The 22,457-nt window shown below is 66.5% G+C and carries 21 protein-coding genes and 1 pseudogene; 15 read left to right on the plus strand and 7 right to left on the minus strand.

Features of this window, described 5'->3' with window-relative positions; all coding sequences use genetic code 11:
* The first annotated feature begins 193 nt into the window (after positions 1-193).
* Complete coding sequence (locus tag CFB40_RS24105) at positions 194-1,912, plus strand: cation:proton antiporter domain-containing protein (RefSeq protein WP_089427648.1); 1,719 nt, start codon at positions 194-196, stop codon at positions 1,910-1,912.
* A gap of 221 nt (positions 1,913-2,133) precedes the next feature.
* Here the strand turns inward: CFB40_RS24105 and CFB40_RS24110 are convergent, their stop codons facing one another.
* The gene (locus CFB40_RS24110; RefSeq protein WP_089427647.1) at positions 2,134-4,032 is read right to left on the minus strand and encodes a peptidoglycan D,D-transpeptidase FtsI family protein; all 1,899 of its coding nucleotides are present in this window, start codon (positions 4,030-4,032) and stop codon (positions 2,134-2,136) included.
* A gap of 408 nt (positions 4,033-4,440) precedes the next feature.
* Positions 4,441-4,785 (minus strand): DUF3564 family protein, encoded by a 345-nt coding sequence (locus CFB40_RS24115; RefSeq protein ID WP_089427646.1) that lies wholly within the window; start codon positions 4,783-4,785, stop codon positions 4,441-4,443.
* Positions 4,786-5,433: 648 nt separating this feature from the next.
* On the opposite strand from CFB40_RS24115, the gene CFB40_RS24120 reads away from it, so the two are divergent.
* Positions 5,434-6,645, plus strand: a complete 1,212-nt coding sequence (locus tag CFB40_RS24120; RefSeq protein WP_089432588.1) for an SDR family oxidoreductase — start codon at positions 5,434-5,436, stop codon at positions 6,643-6,645.
* A gap of 55 nt (positions 6,646-6,700) precedes the next feature.
* Here the strand turns inward: CFB40_RS24120 and hpaR are convergent, their stop codons facing one another.
* Positions 6,701-7,141 carry a homoprotocatechuate degradation operon regulator HpaR gene (hpaR, locus tag CFB40_RS24125; RefSeq protein ID WP_039356885.1) on the minus strand — a complete coding sequence of 147 codons (441 nt, stop codon included), beginning with the start codon at positions 7,139-7,141 and terminating at the stop codon, positions 6,701-6,703.
* A gap of 152 nt (positions 7,142-7,293) precedes the next feature.
* On the opposite strand from hpaR, the gene CFB40_RS24130 reads away from it, so the two are divergent.
* The 11 genes and pseudogenes from CFB40_RS24130 (at position 7,294) to CFB40_RS24180 (ending at position 15,928) form a co-directional block, all read left to right on the plus strand.
* Complete coding sequence (locus tag CFB40_RS24130; protein ID WP_089432589.1) at positions 7,294-7,983, plus strand: fumarylacetoacetate hydrolase family protein; 690 nt, start codon at positions 7,294-7,296, stop codon at positions 7,981-7,983.
* Positions 7,980-8,744, plus strand: a complete 765-nt coding sequence (locus CFB40_RS24135; RefSeq protein ID WP_089432590.1) for a fumarylacetoacetate hydrolase family protein — start codon at positions 7,980-7,982, stop codon at positions 8,742-8,744. Before CFB40_RS24130 ends, CFB40_RS24135 begins: the two co-directional genes overlap by 4 nt.
* A gap of 22 nt (positions 8,745-8,766) precedes the next feature.
* Positions 8,767-10,230 (plus strand): 5-carboxymethyl-2-hydroxymuconate semialdehyde dehydrogenase, encoded by a 1,464-nt coding sequence (hpaE, locus tag CFB40_RS24140; protein WP_089427642.1) that lies wholly within the window; start codon positions 8,767-8,769, stop codon positions 10,228-10,230.
* Between the two features lie 110 nt (positions 10,231-10,340).
* Positions 10,341-11,189, plus strand: coding sequence for a 3,4-dihydroxyphenylacetate 2,3-dioxygenase (gene hpaD / locus CFB40_RS24145; RefSeq protein WP_089427641.1), 849 nt, complete (start codon positions 10,341-10,343; stop codon positions 11,187-11,189).
* Positions 11,190-11,222: 33 nt separating this feature from the next.
* Positions 11,223-11,615 (plus strand): 5-carboxymethyl-2-hydroxymuconate Delta-isomerase, encoded by a 393-nt coding sequence (locus CFB40_RS24150; protein ID WP_089427640.1) that lies wholly within the window; start codon positions 11,223-11,225, stop codon positions 11,613-11,615.
* Between the two features lie 20 nt (positions 11,616-11,635).
* Positions 11,636-12,439, plus strand: coding sequence for a 2-oxo-hept-4-ene-1,7-dioate hydratase (gene hpaH, locus CFB40_RS24155; protein WP_089427639.1), 804 nt, complete (start codon positions 11,636-11,638; stop codon positions 12,437-12,439).
* A 12-nt stretch (positions 12,440-12,451) separates the two neighbouring features.
* A complete protein-coding gene (gene hpaI, locus CFB40_RS24160; protein ID WP_089432591.1) occupies positions 12,452-13,258 on the plus strand; it encodes a 4-hydroxy-2-oxoheptanedioate aldolase in 807 nt (268 codons plus the stop codon).
* A gap of 113 nt (positions 13,259-13,371) precedes the next feature.
* Positions 13,372-13,839, plus strand: coding sequence for a helix-turn-helix domain-containing protein (locus tag CFB40_RS24165; protein ID WP_089429109.1), 468 nt, complete (start codon positions 13,372-13,374; stop codon positions 13,837-13,839).
* Positions 13,836-14,030: pseudogene (locus tag CFB40_RS39195) on the plus strand (PIN domain-containing protein); the annotation flags it as partial. The gene CFB40_RS24165 and the pseudogene CFB40_RS39195, both read left to right, overlap by 4 nt.
* Before the next feature lie 68 nt (positions 14,031-14,098).
* Positions 14,099-15,124 carry an SEL1-like repeat protein gene (locus CFB40_RS24175; RefSeq protein ID WP_143329878.1) on the plus strand — a complete coding sequence of 342 codons (1,026 nt, stop codon included), beginning with the start codon at positions 14,099-14,101 and terminating at the stop codon, positions 15,122-15,124.
* Positions 15,125-15,358: 234 nt separating this feature from the next.
* Positions 15,359-15,928 (plus strand): DUF3304 domain-containing protein, encoded by a 570-nt coding sequence (locus tag CFB40_RS24180; RefSeq protein ID WP_179255302.1) that lies wholly within the window; start codon positions 15,359-15,361, stop codon positions 15,926-15,928.
* 112 nt (positions 15,929-16,040) lie between these two features.
* Here the strand turns inward: CFB40_RS24180 and CFB40_RS24185 are convergent, their stop codons facing one another.
* The gene (locus tag CFB40_RS24185; RefSeq protein WP_089427636.1) at positions 16,041-16,850 is read right to left on the minus strand and encodes an AraC family transcriptional regulator; all 810 of its coding nucleotides are present in this window, start codon (positions 16,848-16,850) and stop codon (positions 16,041-16,043) included.
* Between the two features lie 95 nt (positions 16,851-16,945).
* On the opposite strand from CFB40_RS24185, the gene CFB40_RS24190 reads away from it, so the two are divergent.
* Together CFB40_RS24190 and CFB40_RS24195 are read left to right on the plus strand one after the other, a co-directional pair.
* Positions 16,946-17,197, plus strand: a complete 252-nt coding sequence (locus CFB40_RS24190; RefSeq protein ID WP_089427635.1) for a hypothetical protein — start codon at positions 16,946-16,948, stop codon at positions 17,195-17,197.
* Between the two features lie 46 nt (positions 17,198-17,243).
* Complete coding sequence (locus CFB40_RS24195) at positions 17,244-18,209, plus strand: quinone oxidoreductase family protein (protein WP_089432593.1); 966 nt, start codon at positions 17,244-17,246, stop codon at positions 18,207-18,209.
* 188 nt (positions 18,210-18,397) lie between these two features.
* On the opposite strand, the gene CFB40_RS24200 is transcribed toward CFB40_RS24195, so the two are convergent.
* The 3 genes from CFB40_RS24200 to CFB40_RS24210 form a co-directional block, all read right to left on the minus strand.
* Positions 18,398-19,489 carry a porin gene (locus CFB40_RS24200; RefSeq protein WP_089432594.1) on the minus strand — a complete coding sequence of 364 codons (1,092 nt, stop codon included), beginning with the start codon at positions 19,487-19,489 and terminating at the stop codon, positions 18,398-18,400.
* A gap of 130 nt (positions 19,490-19,619) precedes the next feature.
* A complete protein-coding gene (locus tag CFB40_RS24205; RefSeq protein WP_089432595.1) occupies positions 19,620-20,687 on the minus strand; it encodes an ABC transporter ATP-binding protein in 1,068 nt (355 codons plus the stop codon).
* Positions 20,680-22,452, minus strand: coding sequence for an ABC transporter permease (locus CFB40_RS24210; protein ID WP_089432596.1), 1,773 nt, complete (start codon positions 22,450-22,452; stop codon positions 20,680-20,682). Before CFB40_RS24210 ends, CFB40_RS24205 begins: the two co-directional genes overlap by 8 nt.
* Positions 22,453-22,457: the final 5 nt, after the last annotated feature.

A 22,457-nucleotide genomic window follows, 5' to 3' on the forward strand; every position in this document is an offset into this window, starting at 1 on the left:
CCGGCCCCGCCTGTCGGATGTGCTGCAAGGCGCCGCCGTCTCCGCGCGGCGCCTTTTGTTTCGCCGGGGTTGCACCCCGCAAAGGCGCGCCAATGCGTGAAATTTTCGCGGCGGCGCGCCATTTTTCCGCCTCATCCCTTATCCTTTCGTTCTTGAACCTTACTAAATAGTTACAAGAACTTCGGGAGGGGGGATGCCTCATGACGTCAGCCTGATTGCGTTGCTCGCGGCCGGTTTCGGTCTCGCGATGGTCTTCGGTTATTTCGCGTCGCTGTTGAAAATGCCGCCGCTCGTCGGCTATTTGCTCGCCGGGATCGTGATCGGCCCCGGCACGCCCGGCTTCGTCGGCGACCTGTCGCTCGCGCAGCAGCTCGCCGAAGTCGGCGTGATGCTGCTGATGTTCGGCGTCGGCCTGCATTTCTCGCTCGGCGATCTGCTCGCGGTGCGCAAGATCGCGCTGCCCGGCGCGATCGTCCAGATTACGGTGGCCACGCTGCTCGGCGGCGGGCTCGCGCTCACCTGGGGCTGGAGCGTCGGCGCGGCGCTCGTGTTCGGGCTCGCGCTGTCGGTCGCGAGCACGGTGGTGCTGCTGCGTGCGCTCGAAGGGCGGGGGCTGGTCGAGACGGTCAACGGGCGCATCGCGGTCGGCTGGCTCGTCGTCGAGGATCTCGTGATGGTGCTCGTGCTGGTGCTACTGCCGCCCGTCGCGGGGCTGCTCGGCGGCACGCCGCCCGGCGACGCGCAGGCGGCCGGCGGCAGCGTGTGGGGCACGCTCGGCGTCACGATGCTGAAGGTCGCGGCGTTCATCGCATTGATGCTGGTGGTCGGCAAGCGCGTGTTTCCGCGCATTCTGTGGCTCGTCGCGCGCACCGGCTCGCGCGAGCTGTTCACGCTGTGCATGATCGCGGCCGCGGTCGGCATCGCATTCGGCGCGGCGAAGCTGTTCGACGTGTCGTTCGCGCTCGGCGCGTTCTTCGCCGGGATGATGATGCGCGAGTCGGAATTCAGCCGGCGCGCGGCCGACGAGACGCTGCCGCTGCGCGATGCGTTCTCGGTGCTGTTCTTCATTTCGGTCGGGATGCTGTTCGACCCGAAGATCCTGCTCGCGGAGCCGCTGCACGTGATCGAGGTCGCCGCGATCGTGGTGATCGGCAAGACGCTCGCGGCAGTCGCGCTCGTGATCGCGTTCCGCTATCCGCTGAATACCGCGCTGACGGTCGGTGCGGGGCTCGCGCAGATCGGCGAGTTCTCGTTCATCCTCGCCGGGCTCGGCCGTGCGCTGGGGCTGCTGTCGGCCGAGGGGCAGAGCCTGATTCTGGCCGTCGCGCTGATCTCGATCGCGATGAACACGCTGCTGTTCGCGATGATCGATCCGGCGCTCGCGTGGATTCGCAAGCATTCGGCGTTCGCGCGCAAGCTCGAGGCGCGCGACGATCCGCTCGCCGCGCTGCCGATGTCGACGCCGCAGACGCACCTGACCGGGCAGGTCGTGATCGTCGGCTACGGCAAGGTCGGTACCCGAATCGCGCACGCGCTGGACGAGCGCGGCATCGCGTATGTCGTCGTCGAACAGAATCGCGAGCTCGTCGAGAAACTGCGTGAGGACGGCGTCGCCGCCGTGTCGGGCGACGCGATCGAGCCGATCGTGCTCGTGCAGGCGCACATCGCGCGCGCCGGGATGCTGGTCGTCACGCTGCCCGACGTGTTCGACGTGCGGCAGATCGTCGAGATCTCGCGCACCTTGAATCCGGCGCTCGAGGTCGTGCTGTGCACGAACAGCGGCGACGAGGCCGCGCTGCTGTCGAGCGAGGGGATCGGCACGGTGTTCATGGGCGAGACCGAACTCGCGCGCGGGATGACCGAGCACGTGCTCGGCAGGATGACGAAGCCGGCCGCGGCCGCTGCACATTGACGGCACGCGGCATCGTGCCGCGTACCGGGCAGGGCGCGGCGGCCCGGGTGGGCCGAGGCGTGAAAAATTGGTAGGGAGTAGCGGCGGGAACGCTCAAATGATGCGCGGCGTTCCTGGAAAGTGGGACGGTGCCCGATGACGGGTAGGTCTGAGGCGGCGACGAGGCTGTCGGGGCGTGACGCGCGCGCCGGGACGGCGGCGCGTCGCGCGGGCAGCGCCGATCAACCCGCCGCCGTGTTTGCCTGCGCCGGCGCGCTCGATGGCGAGGCAGTCTTCAGCGATGCGGCGGCTTTCGGCGCCGCGGCTGTCTTGGCCTGGGTTGCCGCCGCTTTCGGTGCAGCCACCGTCTTTTGCGGCGCAACGGCCTTCGCCGGCGGCGCCTTCTCGGGCTCGACCGGCGCGTCGGGCGGCACGCCGAGCAGCTGCAGCGAGCCGCTCGTGACCGACGCGAACACCGGGCCGGCCACCGTGCCGCCGTAGTAGCCCTTGCCGCGCGGCTCGTCGATCATCACCGCGACGATCAGGCGCGGGTTGCTCATCGGCGCCATCCCGGCGAACAGCGCGCGGTACTTGCCCTTCGCATAGGTCGCGCCGACCTGCTTGCGCGCGGTACCCGTCTTGCCGCCGATCCGGTAGCCGTCGACGCGCGCGCGGCGCCCCGTGCCGCCTTCGCCGACCGCCATCTCGAGCATCGAGCGGATCGCCGCGGCCGTTTGCGGCGACGTCACGCGGTGGCCGCGATGCGCGTCGATCGTCTGCTGGTCGGTGCCGTTCTTCAGCAGCGACACCGGGTGCAGCGTGCCGTCGCCTGCATAGGCCGTGTAGGTCTGCGCGATCTGCAGCAGCGACATCGACAGGCCGTAGCCGTACGCCATCGTCGCCTGCTCGATCGGCCGCCAGCGCTTGTAGCCGCGCAGCCGGCCCGACGCGACGCCCGGGAACGTGAGTTCCGGTGCGCGGCCGATTCCGTATTCCTGGTATTTGTTCCAGATCGTTTCGGCAGGCAGGTTCAGCGCGAGCTTCGCGAGCGCGACGTTGCTCGACTTCTGCAGCGCCTGCGACACCGTCAGCGACCCGTGGTTCGACGTGTCGTGGATCACGGCCGGGCCGATCTTGTAGGTGCCCGGCGACGTGTTGATGATCGTGTTCGGCGTGACCTTGCGCTCGTCGATCGACAGCGCGACGACGAGCGGCTTGATCGTCGAGCCCGGCTCGAACGTGTCGATCACCGCGCGGTTGCGCAACTGCTGGCCGGTGAGGCGCGCGCGATCGTTCGGGTCGAAGGTCGGATAGTTCGCGAGCGCGAGAATCTCGCCGTTCTGCGCGTCGAGCACCACGACGCTGCCGGCCACCGCGTTGTTCTCGACCACGGCCGCCTTGAGCTGGCTGAACGCGAGCTGCTGGATGCGGCGGTCGATCGTCAGTTCGATCGTCGCGCCGTGCTGCGCCGGGACGAGCGGGCGCGTATCCGACACGATGCGGCCGAGCCGGTCGCGGATCACCTCGCGCTGCCCGGACGTGCCCACCAGGCGCGCATTCGCCGCGAGCTCGACGCCTTCCTGCCCCTTGTCCTCGACGTTCGTGAAGCCGACCACGTGCGCGGCCGATTCGCCTTCCGGGTAGAAACGCTTCGAATCGGCGATCTGCGTGACGCCGTCGATCGCGAGCTTGTCGAGCTTGCCCGCGGTGTCCGCGTCGACCTGCCGCTTGAGCAGCACGAACGTCTTGTCGTTGCCGAGACGCCGCTTGACCTCGACGAGCGGCATGTCGAGCAGCTTCGAGATCTGCGGGTAATCGGTGTCGGCGACCTGTTTCGGGTTCGCCCAGATTTCATAGGTCGACAGGCTGACGGCAAGCATCGCGCCGTTGCGGTCGACGATGCGCCCGCGCGTCGCGTCGAGCTCGATCGTGCGCTGGTAGCGTTTCTGACCCTGGCCGACGTAGAACTCCTTGTTCGCGACCTGCACCCAGAAGGCGCGGCCGATCAGCGCGGCGAACGCGAGGAACACGATGATCACGATCAGCTTCGAGCGCCACATCGGCAGGCGCGACGCAAGCATCGGATGCTTGGTCGCGGCCGCGTACGGATCGGCGGGGTGGGTCTTCTTTTTCACGCTCATGCAATGGCCGGGTCGGGCCGCCCGAGGGCGGCGAGTCAGTCTGAATAATGCGATTGTAATAAATGAGTAAACGCCGTGTGGGGAAAGTATGTTCCGGCCCCGAGAAAAAGCGTGTATCGGCGCGCTGACACCGGGTGGAAAAGGGGGAGGGAGCGACATTTTCCCGAAGCAGGTGACGATGAAACTCGGGTGACTTGCGACGTGCAGAACGGGCGGGTGGGGGATTTCCGGTACGGATCGAGGCCGATCCTCCCCGGTGTGCGATCAATTGACCGGCCCGTGGTTATTTCTTTAAGCCGGAAAATGAAAACGCCCCGAAGTGGGGCGCCGTTAATGCTGAATATCGAAATGAATATCGCTGAAACCGGAATAAACCCGAAAACCGCAGACGAATTACATCGATTATTTCTATCGGGCGACGGAAATGAATTCCCGGTATTCCGGCTCGCTCGTGCAACGATCGACAGCCTGCAGTCGCCACGCGCCGGGATGATTGCCGGCGAGCACCGCGGGGCCCTGTTCGCGCTGCGTCGCACCGAACGACAGTCCCTTCAACTGGCACACGGCATTCCCGCTGTCGGCCGCGCAGAGCGCCATTGCGCCCTCGACGTCGCGGACCTTGCCCCAGGTCGGAAGATCCATGCCCTGATGTGCCTCGCGCGACCACAGGCCCTCGTCGGTATCGACCCACAGTACCGCGAAGGCGTGCCGGGTTGCCGATTCGCTGCCATTAATCCGAATGGTGAGGCGCATTGTGATCGTCTCCTAAAAAAATGACACATTCGACCGTTTTGACTTGACCAGTCTAGATAGACTGGCGTGAAACGCAAGTGATAATCCGCAATAAATTCATATTGAGTCCATTGCGATTTCAGATGGAACGACGTCTGACGATTCATGGTAATTCCGGCCCAGTACGCGCAAACACATGCGTGCCGGCGATCGCGGTGCCGATGGGGGGCGGCCGATCATCGAGACATGGGATGACATGGCCGCGAGGCGCGTCGATCTGTCGCGCACGACCCGCCGGGGAAACCGGGCCGACCGGGGCGCCGCACCGTCGGAACGCGGGCCGATCGGATGTTGCGGCAGGTTGACGGCGCGCCCGGTACGACACACTCCGACAATCCCATACAAATCGGCACACTTTCACGAAACTTTCGGGACAGACTTGCCTGCGGTCGGGCCCCACACTGAGATCTTCCCGATCCAGTGCCGCGGACGCCCGTCCTCGGCGGCTGCCGCCGCCTCGTGCCAGAGACGCGATCGACGCGATCGCGGGCCGCACGCCCGATCGGGACTGCCGGGGCGCGCGTCAGGCCCCGGCCCGGCCGGTGAGCCGTGCGCAACCCGCAACCGCGGGCGTCGCGCCGCCCGGCCGACTCTTCGAAGGAGACTATCGTGCTGATCTGGAAAACCGCGTTGTCGCTCAACTGGCGGACGAGCCTCGTGTCGCCGGCCAGCGCACCGGTCGCGGCGGCGAACGTCGGGCGGCTGGTGCTGACCGGCGCAACCGGCTTCATCGGCAGTACCGTACTGACGGCGCTCGTCAATGCGGGGCTGCTCGACCGCATCGTCTGCGTCGTGCGTGCGCAGGATCGCGGCCACGCCGTCGCGCGGCTGCGCGAAGCGGCGCTGCGCGCGGGGTTGGCGCCGTACTGGGCGTCGCGCCTGACCGATGCGAACGTGATCGTCGGTGCGCTCGGCGACGTGTGGCAGGGCGCCGACGCGCCGCGCCTCGCCGCCGCGACGCACGTGATTCATTGCGCGGGCCATGCGTCGCCGGCCGACGGCGCGCACCTGCGCGCCGACATCGCCGATGCGGTGCGCTTCGCCGAGCGCTTCGCCCGGGCGCCGCGCCTGCAGCGCTTCGTGTACGTCGGCACGGCCTATGCGCATGCGGGCCGCGGCGGGATCGTGCAGGAAGAAGCCACGGCCGCTGCGGCGAACGACGTCGCGCGCGACGAAGAAGGCCTGCCGGGTGCGGTGCTCGCGGCGGACTACCTGCATGCGAAGGCCGAGACCGAGCAGCGGCTGCGGGCGCTCGGGCTGCCGCTCGTCGTGGTGCGGCCGTCGCATGTGGTCGGCCACACGGTGCTCGGTACGCGGCCCGCGCCGAATTCGTTCTGGATGTTCCGGCTCGCGCATGCCGCGCGCCGCTTCACCGCGCGGCCGATGACGCGCATCGACATCGTGTCGGTGGACGACGTGGCGCGCGCGACGATGCTGCTGGCCGTCAAGCCGACGCTCGCGCACGACCTGTATCACGTGTCGGCCGGCGACGAGGCGCCGCAGGTCGCGCAGATCGTGCGTGCGATGGACGAGGCGGCGGGGATGACGGGCGCGCCGCGCTACGCGGCGTGTGCGCCGGCCGAGTTGCCGCTCGTGGTGCGCGATGTGCTGGGGCGGACCGATCCGGCACTCGAACGCGTGATCGGCCGGGCACTGCAGCGCTGCGGGGAATTCGCGACGGTCGATCGCGTGTTCGACAACCGCCGCGTGCGCGACGAAATCGATTTCGAGCCGCTGCCGTTCATCGACTACGTCGAAGAATGCATGCGCACGTCGCGCGGCGTGGCCGTGACCGAGCTGATCCGCGGCACGGTGCACTGATCACCCGCGCCGCACCGGCGCCCGTTCCCGCGGTGGGCGGGAACGGGCGCCGTTTTCACGTGTTGCCGCCGAGCTCGATGAGCCGGTCGAGCGCGCGGTAGATGTCTTCGAGGCCGTCCTGGCCGAACCGCGATTCGAGCTGCCGGTACTGCTCGTCGATCCGCGGACCGATTTCCGTGACCAGTTTCCTGCTTTGCGGTGTCAGGCTGACCAGCAGCCGGCGCTGATCTTCCTGCGCGCGCGTGCGCGTGATCAGGCCGTCGCGCTCCATCCGTTCCAGCACGCCGGTCAGGCTCGGGCTCAGGATGCAGCAGCGCCGCGCGATCTGTCCCGCTTCGAGCGCCTGCGCCGGTTCGCCGTCGAGCACGCGGATGATCCGCCATTGCTGTTCGGTCAGCGCGAATTCCTTGAGAATGGGGCGAAACAGACCCATCAGCGTTTCGCGGGCCTCGAGCAGCAGCATGGCCAGGTTGCGGTGGTCGAGCGTACGGTTCATCGGGGAGAGCAGAGGACGGGGACGCATCAATCTTAACAGCCGCGGGTAGTGAATTTCGCCTATCAGGGTAATCGAGGTTGCCAGCGTTCGATTGTTTACTTAAGATATTAACTATTGACGATGCGCCGCGACGCGCGGCAGGGGAATGACGCATGGAGCTGTCTTGCACGACCGCCGCGGCGCCGCCGTTGCCGGTCGCCATCGGTACCGTCTACGGTGCGCTGCTCAACGAGCGCGCGGCGCTCGACGCGCTCGGCGATGCCGTGAACGCACCGCCTTACGGCCGCCCGCCGCAGGCGCCGATCCTGTACATCAAGCCCGCCAACACGCATGCGAGCGACGGCGCGGCCGTCATCGTGCCTGCCGGTGTCGACGCGCTGGAGATCGGCGCATCGGTGGCCGTCGTGTTTGCTCGCCGAGCGACGCGCGTGCCGGCCGAACGGGCGCTCGACTATGTGCACGGCTTCACGCTCGCAAGCGATGTGTCGGTGCCGCATCCCGATTACTACCGTCCGGCCGTGCGCTTCAAGTGCCGCGATGGTTTCTGCCCGCTGGGCCCGGCGATCGTGCCGGCCTCTGCGCTGGGCGAGGTCGACGCGATCGGCCTGACCGTGCGGATCGACGGCGACGTAGCCGTGTCTGCGTCGACGGCCACGCTGATTCGCCCCGTGCGCGAGCTGATCGCCGACGTGACGGCCTTCATGTCCTTCGACGCGGGCGATGTCCTGCTGCTCGGCGTTGCCGGCGGCGCACCGCGCGCCCGCGCGGGCAGCACGATCGAGATTTCGGCCGCCGGCATCGGCACGTTGCGACACACGCTGATCGCGGAGGAAGCACGATGAAAACCGCACGCGTCATCTACAACGGCGCACTGCATGCGGCCGAACCGGCCGGCGACGGTGCGATCCGCCTCGATACGGGGCGCGTCGTCGCGGAAGAGGCGGTCGAATGGCTGCCGCCCGTCGCGCCGCGCACGACGTTCGCGCTCGGCCTCAACTACGCCGACCACGCGAAGGAACTCGCGTTCAACGCGCCGAGCGAGCCGCTGATCTTCCTGAAGGGGCCGAACACGTTCATCGGCCACCGGTCGTGCACCGTGCGCCCGGCGGATGCCACCCACATGCATTACGAGTGCGAGCTGGCCGTCGTGATCGGCCGGCCCGCGCGCAACGTGAGCCGCGCGCAGGCGCTCGACTACGTGGCCGGCTATACGGTCGCGAACGACTACGCGATCCGCGACTATCTCGAGAACTACTACCGCCCGAACCTGCGCGTGAAGAACCGCGACACCTGCACGCCGCTCGGGCCGTGGTTCGTCAGCCGCGACGAGATCGGCGATGCGGGCGACCTGACGCTGCGCACGACGGTGAACGGCCAGGAGACGCAGCGCGGCAGCACGCGCGACATGATCTTCGACGTGCCCGCGCTGATCGAGCACATCAGCGGCTTCATGACGCTCTCGCCGGGCGACCTGATCCTGACCGGCACGCCCGAGGGGCTGGCGGACACGAAGCCGGGCGACGAGGTCGTGACCGAGATCGAAGGGATTGGCCGGCTCGTGAACACGATCGTCGGCGAAGCAGACTACTATCGCGCCGGCTGAGCCCGTCGCCCAAGGAGAGAGCATGACCATCAAGCACTGGATCGACGGCCGCGAAGTCGAGAGCCGCGAGACGTTCACGACGCTGAATCCCGCGACCGGCGAGGTCATCACCGACGTCGCATCGGGCGGCGAGGCCGAAGTCGACGCGGCCGTGCGCGCCGCGAAGGAAGCGTTCCCGAAATGGGCGAACACGCCCGCCAAGGAGCGCGCGAAGCTGATGCGCAAGCTCGGCGAGCTGATCGAGAAGAACGTGCCGATGCTCGCGGCGCTGGAGACGCAGGACACCGGCCTGCCGATCGCGCAGACGAGCAAGCAGCTGATTCCGCGCGCGTCGGAGAACTTCAACTTCTTCGCGGAAGTGTGCGTGCAGATGAACGGCCGCACCTATCCGGTCGACGACCAGATGCTGAACTACACGCTGTACCAGCCGGTCGGCGTGTGTGCGCTGGTGTCGCCGTGGAACGTGCCGTTCATGACCGCGACGTGGAAGACGGCGCCGTGTCTCGCGCTCGGCAACACGGCCGTGCTGAAGATGTCGGAACTGTCGCCGCTGACGGCGGACCAGCTCGGCCGCCTCGCGCTCGAAGCCGGCATTCCGCCGGGCGTCCTGAACGTCGTGCAGGGCTATGGCGCGACGGCTGGCGATGCACTCGTGCGCCACCCGGACGTGCGCGCGGTGTCGTTCACCGGCGGCACGGTCACCGGCAAGCGGATCATGGAGCGTGCGGGTCTCAAGAAGTATTCGATGGAGCTTGGCGGCAAGTCGCCGGTGCTGATCTTCGACGATGCCGATTTCGATCGCGCGCTCGATGCGTCGCTGTTCACGATTTTCTCGATCAACGGCGAACGCTGCACGGCCGGCTCGCGGATCTTCGTGCAGCGCACGATCTACGACCGCTTCGTGCAGGAATTCGCGCGCCGCGCGAACAACCTGATCGTTGGCGATCCGTCCGATCCGGCCACGAATCTCGGCGCGATGATCACGCGCCAGCACTGGGAGAAGGTGACGGGCTATATCCGCATCGGCGAGCAGGAAGGCGCGCGCGTGGTCGCGGGCGGCGCGGACAAGCCGGCGGGCCTGCCCGACCATCTGCGCAACGGCAACTTCGTGCGGCCGACCGTGCTGGCCGACGTCGACAACCGGATGCGCGTCGCGCAAGAAGAGATCTTCGGGCCGGTCGCGTGCCTGATCCCGTTCGAGGACGAGGAAGAAGGGCTGCGGCTCGCGAACGACACGTCCTACGGGCTCGCCTCGTACATCTGGACGCAGGATGTCGGCAAGGTGCATCGCCTCGCACGCGGCATCGAGGCCGGGATGGTGTTCGTGAACAGCCAGAACGTGCGCGACCTGCGCCAGCCGTTCGGCGGCGTGAAGGAGTCGGGCACCGGACGAGAGGGCGGCGAATACAGTTTCGAGGTGTTCGCGGAGATCAAGAACGTGTGCATCTCGATGGGTTCGCACCACATTCCGCGCTGGGGCGTGTAACGGGCGACGGTCGTCGGCAGCACAAATGATTCCTTGGCCGGCACGCCGGCCGAGCATGGGGCCGGAGTAAGCGCTAAAGCGCTAACTCCGGCCGACAGGAGACTTGAACGATGGGCAAACTGTCCCTCGCCGCGAAAATCACGCACGTGCCGTCGATGTACCTGTCGGAACTGCCCGGCAGGCATCACGGCTGCCGCGAAGCGGCGATCCGCGGCCATCAACTGATCGGCGAGCGCTGCCGCGCGCTCGGCGTCGACACGATCGTCGTGTCGGACGTGCACTGGCTCGTCAACGCCGGCTATCACGTGAACTGCAATGCGCAGTTCTCGGGCACGTACACGAGCAACGAGCTGCCGCATTTCATCCGCGACATGCAGTACGCGTATCCAGGCAACCCGGCGCTCGGCCGGCTGATCGCCGAGACGGCCACCGAGCGCGGGATCGCGACCCGCGCGCACGAGATCGACAGCCTCGAACTCGAATACGGCACGCTGGTGCCGATGCGCTACATGAACGCCGACCAGCACTTCAAGGTCGTGTCGATCGCCGGCTGGTGCATGTGGCATCAGCTCGACGAAAGCCGGCGCTTCGGCGAGGCGCTGCTCCAAGCGATCGAGAAGAGCGATTCGAACGTCGCGTTTCTCGCGAGCGGGTCGCTGTCGCACCGCTTCAACGACAACGGCAGCCCCGAGGAGTCGATCCACGAGATCAGCCGCGAATTCTTCCGGCAGGTCGACCTGCGGGTGGTCGAGCTGTGGAAGCAGGGGGACTTCAAGACCTTCTGCGCGATGCTGCCCGAGTACAACACGCATTGCCACGGCGAAGGCGGGATGCACGACACCGCGATGCTGCTCGGCTTGCTCGGCTGGGATCGCTACGACAAGCCCGTCGAGATCGTCACCGACTATTTCGCGAGTTCGGGCACCGGGCAGATCAATGCGATCTTTCCGCTCGCCTGAGCGCTGCGCCACGCCTTCGACAGGAGACCCGCCATGCCACACATCGTCGTCGAATACACCGCGAACATTCGCGACGACGCGCGCATTCCCGCGCTGCTGCGCACGATCAACGCCACGCTGATCGCACAGGGCGGCGTGTTCCCGACGGGCGGCATCCGCTCGCGCGCGATCGAGCTGCAGGACTATTGCGTGGCCGACGGCACGGAGGACGACGCGTTCGTCCACGTGACGCTCAAGATCGGCTCGGGCCGTACCGACGAGCAGAAAAAGGCCGCGTGCGACGCACTGTTCGACGCGATCAACGCGCATTTCGCGGAGTTATACGCGAAACGCTACCTGGCGCTGTCGATGGAACTGACCGAGTTCAGCGAAAGCGGCTCGTACAAGCACAACAACATTCACGCCCGCTACAAGCGGGCCGGCTGAACCCCATTCCCGATCCGACCATGCTCGAACCCGCCATCATCGACCAGCTCGCGCAGCGCCTGCACGACGCCGAGCGCGAGCGCAAGCAGATCCGCCAGATCTCGCTCGACCATCCCGACATCACGATCGACGACGCGTATGCGATCCAGCGCACGTGGGTCGCCCTCAAGCTCGCGGAAGGCCGCACGCTGAAGGGCCACAAGATCGGCCTGACGTCGAAGGCGATGCAGAACACGTCGCAGATCGACGAGCCCGACTACGGCGCGCTGCTCGACGACATGTTCTTCGCCGACGGCGGCACGATTCCCACCGGCCGCTTCATCGTGCCGCGCGTCGAGGTCGAGCTCGCGTTCGTGCTCGGCAAGCGGCTCACCGGCCCGGACTGCACGATCTTCGACGTGTACGACGCGGTCGACTATGTGGTGCCGGCGCTCGAGATCATCGACGCGCGCAGCCAGTCGATCGACCCCGACACGAAGCGGCCGCGCAAGGTGTTCGACACGATCGCCGACAACGCGGCGAACGCGGGCGTCGTGATCGGCGGGCGGCCGGTGAAACCGCAGGACGTCGACCTGCGCTGGGTCGCGGCGATCATGTCGCGTAATGGCGTGGTCGAGGAAACGGGCGTCGCGGCCGGCGTGCTGAACCATCCGGCGAACGGCGTCGCGTGGCTCGCGAACCGGCTGGCGCGCTTCGATGTCGCGCTGGAGCCGGGGCAGATCGTGCTCGGCGGCTCGTTCACGCGGCCGTGCGCGGCGCGGCCGGGCGATACGTTCAGCGTCGACTACGGCCCGCTCGGGACGATCCAGTGCTACTTCGAGTGAGGTGAGCGAGCGATGCAGATTCCTTCGAATGTCTTCAAGGCCGCGCTGGCACGCGGCGATGCGCAGATCGGGCTGTGGCTCGGGCTCGCGAATCCGTACAGCGCCGAAGTGGTCGCGGGCGCCGGTTTCGACTGGCTGCTGATCGACGGCGAGCATGCGCCGAACACGGTGCCGACGATCCTCGCGCAACTGCAGGCGATCGCGCCGTATCCGTCGCATCCGGTCGTGCGCGTGCCGTGGAACGATCCGGTGATCGTCAAGCAGGTGCTCGACCTTGGGGCGCAGACATTGCTCGTGCCGATGGTGCAGAGCGCCGACGAGGCGCGCGCGGCGGTGGCGGCGACGCGTTATCCGCCGCACGGGATTCGTGGCGTGGGCAGTGCGCTGGCGCGTGCGTCGCGGTGGAATCGCGTCGGTGACTACCTGCATCGCGCGAACGACGAGATGGCCGTGCTCGTGCAGGTCGAGACGCGGGCGGGGCTCGACGCGATCGAGACGATTGCGCGGGTCGAAGGTGTGGACGGTGTGTTCATCGGGCCGGCGGATCTCGCGGCTGATCTCGGGCATCTCGGCAATCCGGGACATCCGGATGTGCAGGCGGCAATCGATGGCGCGATCCGGACGATCAAGGCCGCTGGCAAGGCGCCGGGCATTCTGAGCGCCGATGAGGCGGCCGCGCGGCGCTATCTGGAGGCGGGGGCGTTGTTCGTCGCGGTCGGTGTCGATACGACGCTGCTGGCGAGGGGGGCGGAGCGGTTGGCTGCGCAGTTCAAGGGGAAGGGGGAGCAGGCCGTGAAGAAGGGGAATGGGACGTATTGAGTCAAGTGGGGTTTCATTCGCGTAATTGGGGCGATATCGTGTTTCGAATATTACGATTTCCGTTTATTTCGAATAAGATGATGCACTTCTGCAACCCTCGATTGGACAGCGCGATGCCCCATCCCACGACACCCGACGTGATCTTGCCTGTCGAGCGCGAGATGCAGGCGGCTGTCGAAGGGCAGCGCATATTGGCTGCGTATCTCGCGACGCGAACCGATACGCAGCGCATTCAGATCTTTGACGACGAGAATCGCGCGCATCAGGTTGAACTCCCGACGTCCGCACTTCGGCTGTTGGTGGATATTCTCGAGGAGCTGGCCGACGGCAACGCGGTCAAGGTCGTACCGGTTCACGCGGAATTGACTACTCAGGAAGCGGCGGATTTGCTCAATGTTTCTCGCCCGCACTTGATCAAGCTGCTTGAATCGAATGCACTGCCGTATCACCGGACGGGCAAGCATCGGCGTGTGCGTTTTTCCGATCTGATGCACTACAAGGCAGAGCGCGATCAAGCGAGTGCCGACGCAATGGATGAGTTGAGCAGGCAGGCTCAGGAGCTGCGGATGGGTTACGAATGACGAGTTCGCCATTCACGGCCGTCTACGATGCCTGTGTGCTTTATCCCGCGCCGCTTCGCGATTTTCTGATGCGGCTGGCGTTGAGTGGATGCTTCCGGGCTCGCTGGAGCGCGCATATTCATAACGAGTGGAAGCGTAACCTCTTGCGCAACCGTCCCGACTTGAGCACCGAGCGCTGTTCGTCGACCACGATGTCGTCCCGTTCGGTCTCCGTGTCAAATGGTGACGGTATCGGTGGCGCTGACGAGTCGGGCCGCACATGAAATTTTTGATTGATGCGTTGCGCTTCTCGCTCGCCGCTTTACTGCTCGTCTCGGCGGCGCATGCAGGCATCCTGACTTCCGTCGATCATCAGTGGACCACTGCGACGTCTGATCTCCCACGTGACGAAAAACTGCCGCTCTTCGATCCACATCGAAAAGACTTCACCTGCGTAGTTGAGGCACAACGGGTGTCTCCAGTTGATCCGCAGGCGGAAATATGGTTTCAGCAAGCGTTGACATTGGACGATCCGGCCATACCCGCCGACAACATCGACTATGCCAAGGTGTATCAGCTCTATCTACAGGCGGCCGGAAGAAACCACTGGAAGGCGATGCTCAACCTGGCGTCGCTGATTTTGAGCAATCGTTCCGGCGTACCGGAACACGATCCTGAAGCTGCGATTCAGTGGGTCGAGAGGGCCATGAGGCTCGAAATTCCCGATGCATACGACCGGATGGGCATATATCACCTCGACGGAGTGGTCAAGGGCGGCGGTGCCAGGACGGCGTACGCATTTTTCCAGCGAGCAGCCGATATGGGGAGTCCGGCCGCGATGGCTTTCCTTGGCTACAAGCTGGCCGCGTCTTACGACAATCCCGGCGAGGGTTTTTGGGCCAACCAGGCGGTGGGAACCAGGATGCTCGAATGTGCGCTGGCACAGGGGTATGGCGATGCGGCAGAGAAACTGGGGTTGATCTACGCCCGTCCCAATACGCTCGAGGCAAAACGCCGTGCACTGAACGTCTTGCATGAAGGCGTCAAGCTGGGAAGCGCCAAATGTGCCGATAGCCTTGCTGCGGAATTTGACGGGATGGACCTCGACAATGGCACCAACCTGGTCGGCCATGTCGACAAAGTACGTGCTCGACGCTATGGCAAATTCGTCGATATCTTGAAACTTTACGATGGGCGATTGAAGCTTCCCAACCTGGACAAGATATTGCCCTTGCCGCCAGCGCCGCTCCCCAAATGGAACGGCGATATACAAACGCTGATCAATACCGCGAAGGCGGTCACTTAGCCGACGAGGCGGCCAAGAGCAGCGCCGCGCACACGATGAGGGTTCGAACGCGCGACAAGTCCCATCGGGTCTATGCCGATCAGAAAGCAGTTCGAGGAAGCAAGTTGATTCGCCCAATGAAAAATGTTCCGATGCGCCGCAGGGCGCGACCTTCAGCCATGCCGGTGCGGCTTCTGGCTGCGCTCTCGTTGGGCGTGCTGGTGGCCGGCTGCCATTAGGACGTCGCAGGCAGGCGTGGCCGCGCCGGTGGCGCCTGCCGCCAGCGCGGTCGAGAATCCGGCGTCGGTCAGCGGATTGAATTACGCATCGTATGGGGTTGGAAGTTTCTCCATCACGGATGCCGAAGGTCGAAGCGGGGGAGGTCCGAATATCGCACCGGTTGGCAAGACCGGGGAACCGAGTGGTGGTGGCTCCGAATCGTGCTGCGTCTATGTGCCGGAGAAGTGGCGCGACGGTATGACGGTGCACGTGCGTTGGGAGCGTGACTCGCACCCATACGACGCCAACGACCGTAGCGGCGACCAATGGCTCGAAGCCGTGGCAAAAGTGCCGCCGTATGGATCCACGCAGTACAACTTCGTGGTGCAGTTCCTCGAGGACGATCGGATTCGCGTCCGCGTCGACGACGGCAGTTCGTTGGACAAGCCGGCCAGCAACGATCCGTATGTCGTTCAGGGTGTGCTCGACGCCACGGCGAACGCGCAGATGCAGGCGCTGCGCGAGCGCGACAAAGCGGCCGAGGCATACGACCGGCAACTGCACGAAAAGGTGGAGAAGGCGTTGAATCAGGAGGCGGGCAAATGAGCCTGATCCAATAGCCGACATGCATGCCGAAGGCCGGTCGTCCTGGCGAAGCGAAGCAGGTGTGGAGCGAGGGGCGTGCCAAAGTCTTTGATCCGAAGATGAGCTGCATGGGCTATGACTGAATTCTGCCATCCCTGGTGTCACGCGTCGTAAGCGCCATATACCTCCCCGGCGTCGTCCCCAACGCGCGCCGGAACATGTCGATGAACGCGCTCACGTTGTCGTACCCAAGATCGAGCGCGATCGTCGTCACGGGCACACCGTCGGCAATGCGCTCCAGCGCCCGCAGCAGCCTGGCCTGCTGACGCCACTGCGCGAACGTCAGCCCCGTCTCCGCGACGAAGCGGCGGCTCATCGTCCGCGCACTGATGCCGGCCCATTCGGCCCATTCCTCCAGCCGCCGGTTGTCCGCTAGATCGGCGGCAAGCGCATCGGTGATCTTCATCAGCCGCGGATCTTGCGGCCGCACCAGCCCCAGCGCCTCGACTTCCGACGACGCGATTTCATCGAGGATCACGTCGGCGATCCGCGTTTGAGCGGCATCCAGCGCCGACCCCTCCCAACTCGCCGCGCGCTGCACGGCCTCGCGCAGCAGCGGCGTCGTGCGGATCGCGCGCGGCGTATCCGGCAGCGCCGCGCAGCGTGCTTCGGCAACGAACGCCGACCAGCCGGAAATCGGCCCGAACGAGCGCAGCGAATGCCGGCAATGCGGCGGAATCCAGATCGCATGGATCGCCGGCACGACCCAGTCCTGATCGTCGAGACCGATCGTCAGCAGCCCGCTCAGCGCGCCGACGAGCTGGCCGCGCGCGTGCGAGTGGGATGGCGTCACGCGCGGATCGCGTTGCGACAGGACGGCCGCGACGACGAACGGGCCGTCGTCGGACGTGACGAATCGGGCGGGCAGGAGTGGATCGGACATGGCCGGATAGCGGTATCGAATGGCCGTTATACCGGAGATCGGCCGGATTCGCACGCCTACACTGCATCCATCGATGACAACCGGAGTACGACACGATGCGAGCCGAACAGATGCTTCCCGACCATGCCGACCGGATCGAGGCCGGCGGAACGACGATCCGCAAGGGCACCGTCGGCGCGTTCCTGGTCAACGCGCGAGTGCTGACCGACCCGAACGCCGCGCCTGCCGACCGGGCGCGCGCGGAAGCCGACACGATCGACGCGTTGCCCGCGTTGCGCGCACTTGGCCTGTTCGACGTGCTGGACGTACGCGATCCCACGCTGCGCGCGTGGCTCGAAGCGCATTGACACGCGCGGGAACTGTCGATCGAGTATCCCGATTCAAGGAGTCACCATGAAAGCAGCAGTCGTGACGGGCGCCGGCGAGCGTCCCGTCCATATGGATTTCGAAGCACCGCGCGCGATGCCGGGCCATCGCCTGATCGACGTGACGGCGTCCGCGCTGAGCCGGATCGCGCAGGGGCGGGCGTCCGGTACGCATTACTCGTCGGAATGGCGTTATCCGTTCGTCGTCGGCGTCGACGGCGTGGGCCGCCTCGATGACGGGCAGCGCGTCTATTTCTTCGGCGCGCCCGCACCGTTCGGCGCGATGGCCGAGTGCACGATCGTGCCCGATACGCGGTGCGTGCCGTTGCCCGACGCGCTCGACGACATCACGGCCGCGGCGATCGCGATTCCCGGGATGTCGTCGTGGGCCGCGCTGACCGAGCGCGCCCGGCTCGTCGCGGGCGAGACGGTGCTCGTCAACGGCGCGACCGGTACGTCGGGGCGGCTGGCGGTGCGGATCGCGAAGCATCTCGGCGCGGCGAAGGTGATCGCGACCGGCCGCAACGCGGCTGCGCTGCAGGCATTGCTGAACGCGGGCGCGGATGCCGTCGTGTCGCTGCAGCAGGACGACGCGCATCTGGCGCGTGCGCTCGAGCCACACTTTCGCGCAGGCGTAGACGTTGTGCTCGACTATTTGTGGGGTGCCAGCGCGCAGACGCTGCTGGTTGCTGCGGCGAAGGCGACGCCCGAAGGCCGCCGGCTGCGCTTCGTGCAGATCGGTTCGATCGGCGGCGCGGATGTGCTGCTGCCGGGCGCGGTGCTGCGGGCGACCGCCATCGAGCTGATGGGCAGCGGCCTCGGCAGTGTGCCGTTGCCGCGCCTGCTGGCCTCGGTGCGCGGCGTATTCGACGCGGCCGGGCCGGCGGGCCTGGCAATCGAGACGCGGGTAGTGCCGCTGGCGGACGTCGGCGTGCATTGGGGCGATACGAGCAGCCTCGTGCGATCGGTGTTCACGATGGACGAGGGCAGATGAAGAAGCGGCGGTGCACCGCGTGGCCGAACGCACGGCGGGCACCGTTCACGCACGTGATCTCTTCACGATACCGATGGGTACGGCGAGCACGCTTCGTGCAACAAACAAGGGAACGGTGGCCCGTCGCGAGCGAACGGGCGACGCGGCGCAGCGACGCAACGCGCGCGCCGCCATCCGCCGCATGAGACTCAGAACCGCTGCTGAATCCCGGCCGTCACCCCGACCTGCGTGGTGCCGTACCCGTTGACATCGCGCGATACACCGACCTTCTGCCCATGCTGCCCGATCGCGAATGCACCGGCTGCGTACAGCACCGTGCGCTTCGACAGCGCGTATTGCGCGCGCATCGACACGAGCGTCGGATCGGCATCCGTGCCGCCCTTGATGTTCTGGTGATACACGGCGCCGATCAGCGAGAACGTCGGCGTGAACTGATACGAGCCGCCGACCCAGTACATGTCGCTCAACTGGTTCGCGGCGCTCGTGCGATACGTGCGCTTGTAGTTGCGGTAGCCGGCCATCGTCTTCAGGTTGCCGAAGTCGTAGCTCAGGCCGGCATGGATGCCCTGGATATAGTTGACCGCATCGGCCGGCGTGACGCTGTCGGCCGCGCCGTTCTGCCGGTCGAACGCGACCACCGCGGCGAACGGGCCTGTTTCGTAGCCGGCCGCGAAGTCGTATTTCGAGCTGGTCTTCATGCTGCCCGGCACGTTGCCGAAGCCGTACAACGCGCCGAACTTGAAGCCGTTGAATTCACCGTCGTAGCGCACCGCATTCGACGAGCGCGTGAACATGCCGTCCTTGCGCCCGCCGGTCGCCATCGACGACGAGGCCCACGAGTAGTTCTGCGAATAACCCATCGGGTCGAACGGCATCATGTAGTCGTACGTGACGGTGAAGTTGCGGCCGAGCGTCAGTTCGCCCCATTTGCTTTTCAGGCCGACCGTCGCGCGGCGCGCGAAGATCGAGTCGGGGCCGTCGTCGGACGCGCCGTTCGCGAGGTCGATCCCGCTTTCCAGCCGGAACACCGCCTTCAGCCCGCCGCCGAGATCCTCGACGCCGCGCAAGCCCCACCGCGACGTGTTCTTGTTGCCCGACTTGAGCTTGACGGAATTGCCGCCTTCCGGCGCCGCGTGGTTCGCGAACTCGATGCCGGCGTCCATGATCCCGTAGATCGTGACCGACGACTGCGCGTGCGCGGCCGGCACGGCGATACAGACTGCCGCGGCCAAACTGGTGAGGACTACTGTTCGAATGGAACGTTCTGCGCGTGACTTCATTTTGACGGCGTCTCCTTGGTTTTTGTGGGCGGGTTGAAACAGAAAACGGGTACGCGTCGCGCCGATGCGGGGCGCGAAGGGATGTGTGCGCGAATGCATGCGCGGCGGCGCGTGGGCCGCCGCGACGGGGTCAGCCCGCTTTCGCGAACGCCCAGCAGTCGTTGGCCGGGAATTCGATCCAGTGCTTGCCCGCTGCGCGCGGCACGTGACCGAATGCGCGCAGGCGCATCTCGCCGCAATGGAACAGGTATTCCCAGCGGTCGCCGAGATACATCGACGTGACGAGGTCGGCCTGCAGCCGGTTCGCACCCGGGCCGTCGGCGACCTGCACACGCTCGAGGCGGATCACGGCCTGCGCGTCCTGGCCCGGCGCGAAGGTGTCGCGGGCGAGCGCCTGCAGTTCCCAGCCGTCGCCGGCGAGCGTCACGCGTTCGCCGTCAATGGCCGCGACGCGCGCGTCGATCCGGTTGTTGCTGCCCATGAACTCGGCCGTATACAGCGAGCGCGGCGCGCCGTACAGCTCGGCCGGCGTGCCTTCCTGCTCGATGCGACCGTTGCGCAGCAGCAGGATGCGGTCGGACATCGCCATCGCTTCGGTCTGGTCGTGCGTCACGCACAGGGCCGACAGCCCGAGCGATACGATCAGCTCGCGCAGCCATGCGCGCGCTTCCTCGCGCAGCTTGGCGTCGAGGTTCGACAGCGGTTCGTCGAGCAGGATCACCGGCGGGTTGTAGACGAGCGCGCGCGCAATCGCGACGCGCTGCTGCTGGCCGCCCGACAGCTGATGCGGGAAGCGTTCCGCGAGATGGCCGAGGCCGAGCTGGTCGAGCGCGGACTGCACGCGGCGCTTCTGTTCGGCCGGCGCGACGCGGCGCAGCTTCAGCCCGTAGCCGACGTTGTCGGCGACGGTACGGTGCGGCCACAGCGCGTACGACTGGAACACGAGCCCGAGCGAGCGCTGCTCGACGGGCAGGTCGACGCGCTGCGCGCCGTCGAAGAACACGCGGTCGTCGAGCTGGATGCGGCCGTCGGACGGCTGTTCGAGGCCGGCCACCGCGCGCAGCAGCGTGGTCTTGCCGCTGCCCGACGCGCCGAGCAGGCACACGACTTCGCCGGCCTTCAGTTCGAACGACACGCCCTTGAGGATCGGATGGGTGCCGTAGCTGAGGTGCAGGTCGTCGACGATGAGCTTATCCATGAAGTTTCACTCCGAAACGCAGGGCCACGCCGAGACCGGCGCCGACCATCGCAATGTTGATGACAGAAAGCGCGGCGACCTGGTCGACGGCGCCGGTCGCCCACAGCGACACGAGCAGCGCGCCGATCACTTCGGTGCCGGGCGACAGCAGGTAGACGGCCGTCGAGTATTCGCGCTCGAAGATCATGAAGATCAGGAGCCACGCGGCGAGCAGGCCGAAACGCACGAGCGGCAGCGTCACGTCGAGCGACACGCGGCTGCGCGTCGCGCCGACGCTGCGGCCGGCTTCCTCGAGCTCGGGGCCGACCTGCAGCAGCGCGCTCTGGATGAGCCGCATCCCGTACGCGAGCCACACGACCGTGTACGCGATCCAGATGCTCCACATCGAGTTCTTCAGCTCGCGCAGGCCGGGGACGAACAGGAAGATCCACAGGAACGCGAGACCGGCGAGCAGGCCGGGCACCGCGCGCGGCAGCAGCACGAGGTAGTCGAGCAGCTTGGTGGCCCAGTCGGGGCGGCGGTGGCCGGCGAACGCGACGAGCGAGTAGAAGCCGATCGCGAGCGCGCCGCCGATCACGCCGACGCCGAGCGTATTGACGATCGCGCGCACCAGGTTGTCCTGCTCGAACAGTTCGATGAAGTTCGACAGCGTGAGCACGTCGGCGAGCGCGACGCCTTCGCCCCAGTTGGTCACGAACGCGCGCAGCACGATGCCCGAGATCGGCACGATCACGGTCAGCATCAGCCACAGCGCGACGATCGCGAGCGCGACCCAGCGCCATACGCCGAGCGGCAGCACCGTCGCGCGGCCGGCCTTGCCCTTCACGGTGACGAAGCGGTTCGCGGTCTTCAGCAGGCGGCGCTGCAGCAGCACGAGCGGGAACGTGATCGCGACGATGCACACCGCGACCGCGGCCATCAGGTGATACGACGGCACGCCGAGCTTGTTGGTCAGCTTGTACAGGTAGGTCGCGAGCACGAGGTGGCCTTCCGGATCGCCGAGCACGAGCGGCAGCCCGAACACCTCGAAGCCGAGGAAGAACACCAGCACGCCGGCGAACAGCAGCGCGGGCATCGTCATCGGCAGGCTCACGTCGAGCGCGACGCGGAACGGGCGGGCGCCCGTCACGCGCGCGGCTTCCTCGACATCCGAGCCGAGGTTGCGCAGCGCGGCCGACGAGTACAGGTACACGTGCGGCACGTGCGTGAGGCCGACGATCACCGTGATCGCGAAGACCGAGTACACGTTCCAGGGCACGCTTTGCACCCCGAACAGTGCCTTGAACCACACCGAGTAGAAGCCGACCGGGCCGGCCGCGACCACGTAGCCGAACGCGAGCACCATCGGCGACACGAACACGGGCGTGAGCAGCAGCGGTTCGAGCCAGCGGCGGCCGGGCAGGTCGGTGCGCACCATCAGGAACGCGAGGACGCCGCCGAGCGGGATCGAGATGAACAGCATCCCGCCGGCGATGATGAACGAGTTCTTCACGGCCGACCAGAAATCGGGATCGCTGAAGACGAAACGGAAGCCGTCGATGCCGAGCGTCTTGTTCGCATCGAAGAACGGCGCGGACAGCAGGCTCTGGAACAGGATGAAGCCGAGCGGCAGCGCGACCGCGATGGTCAGTACCGCGACGACGATCCAGCGCAGCATGCCGGCGAGCGGCTGCAGGCTGCTGACCGGCAGCGCGGGAATCGCATCGCGCGGGCCGGTGGCGGGCGGAACGGCAGGCACCGATCCGCGTGTGCTGGTTGAAAGCATGAGTT

This window comes from Burkholderia sp. AU31652 (assembly GCF_002223155.1).
Lineage (GTDB): Bacteria > Pseudomonadota > Gammaproteobacteria > Burkholderiales > Burkholderiaceae > Burkholderia.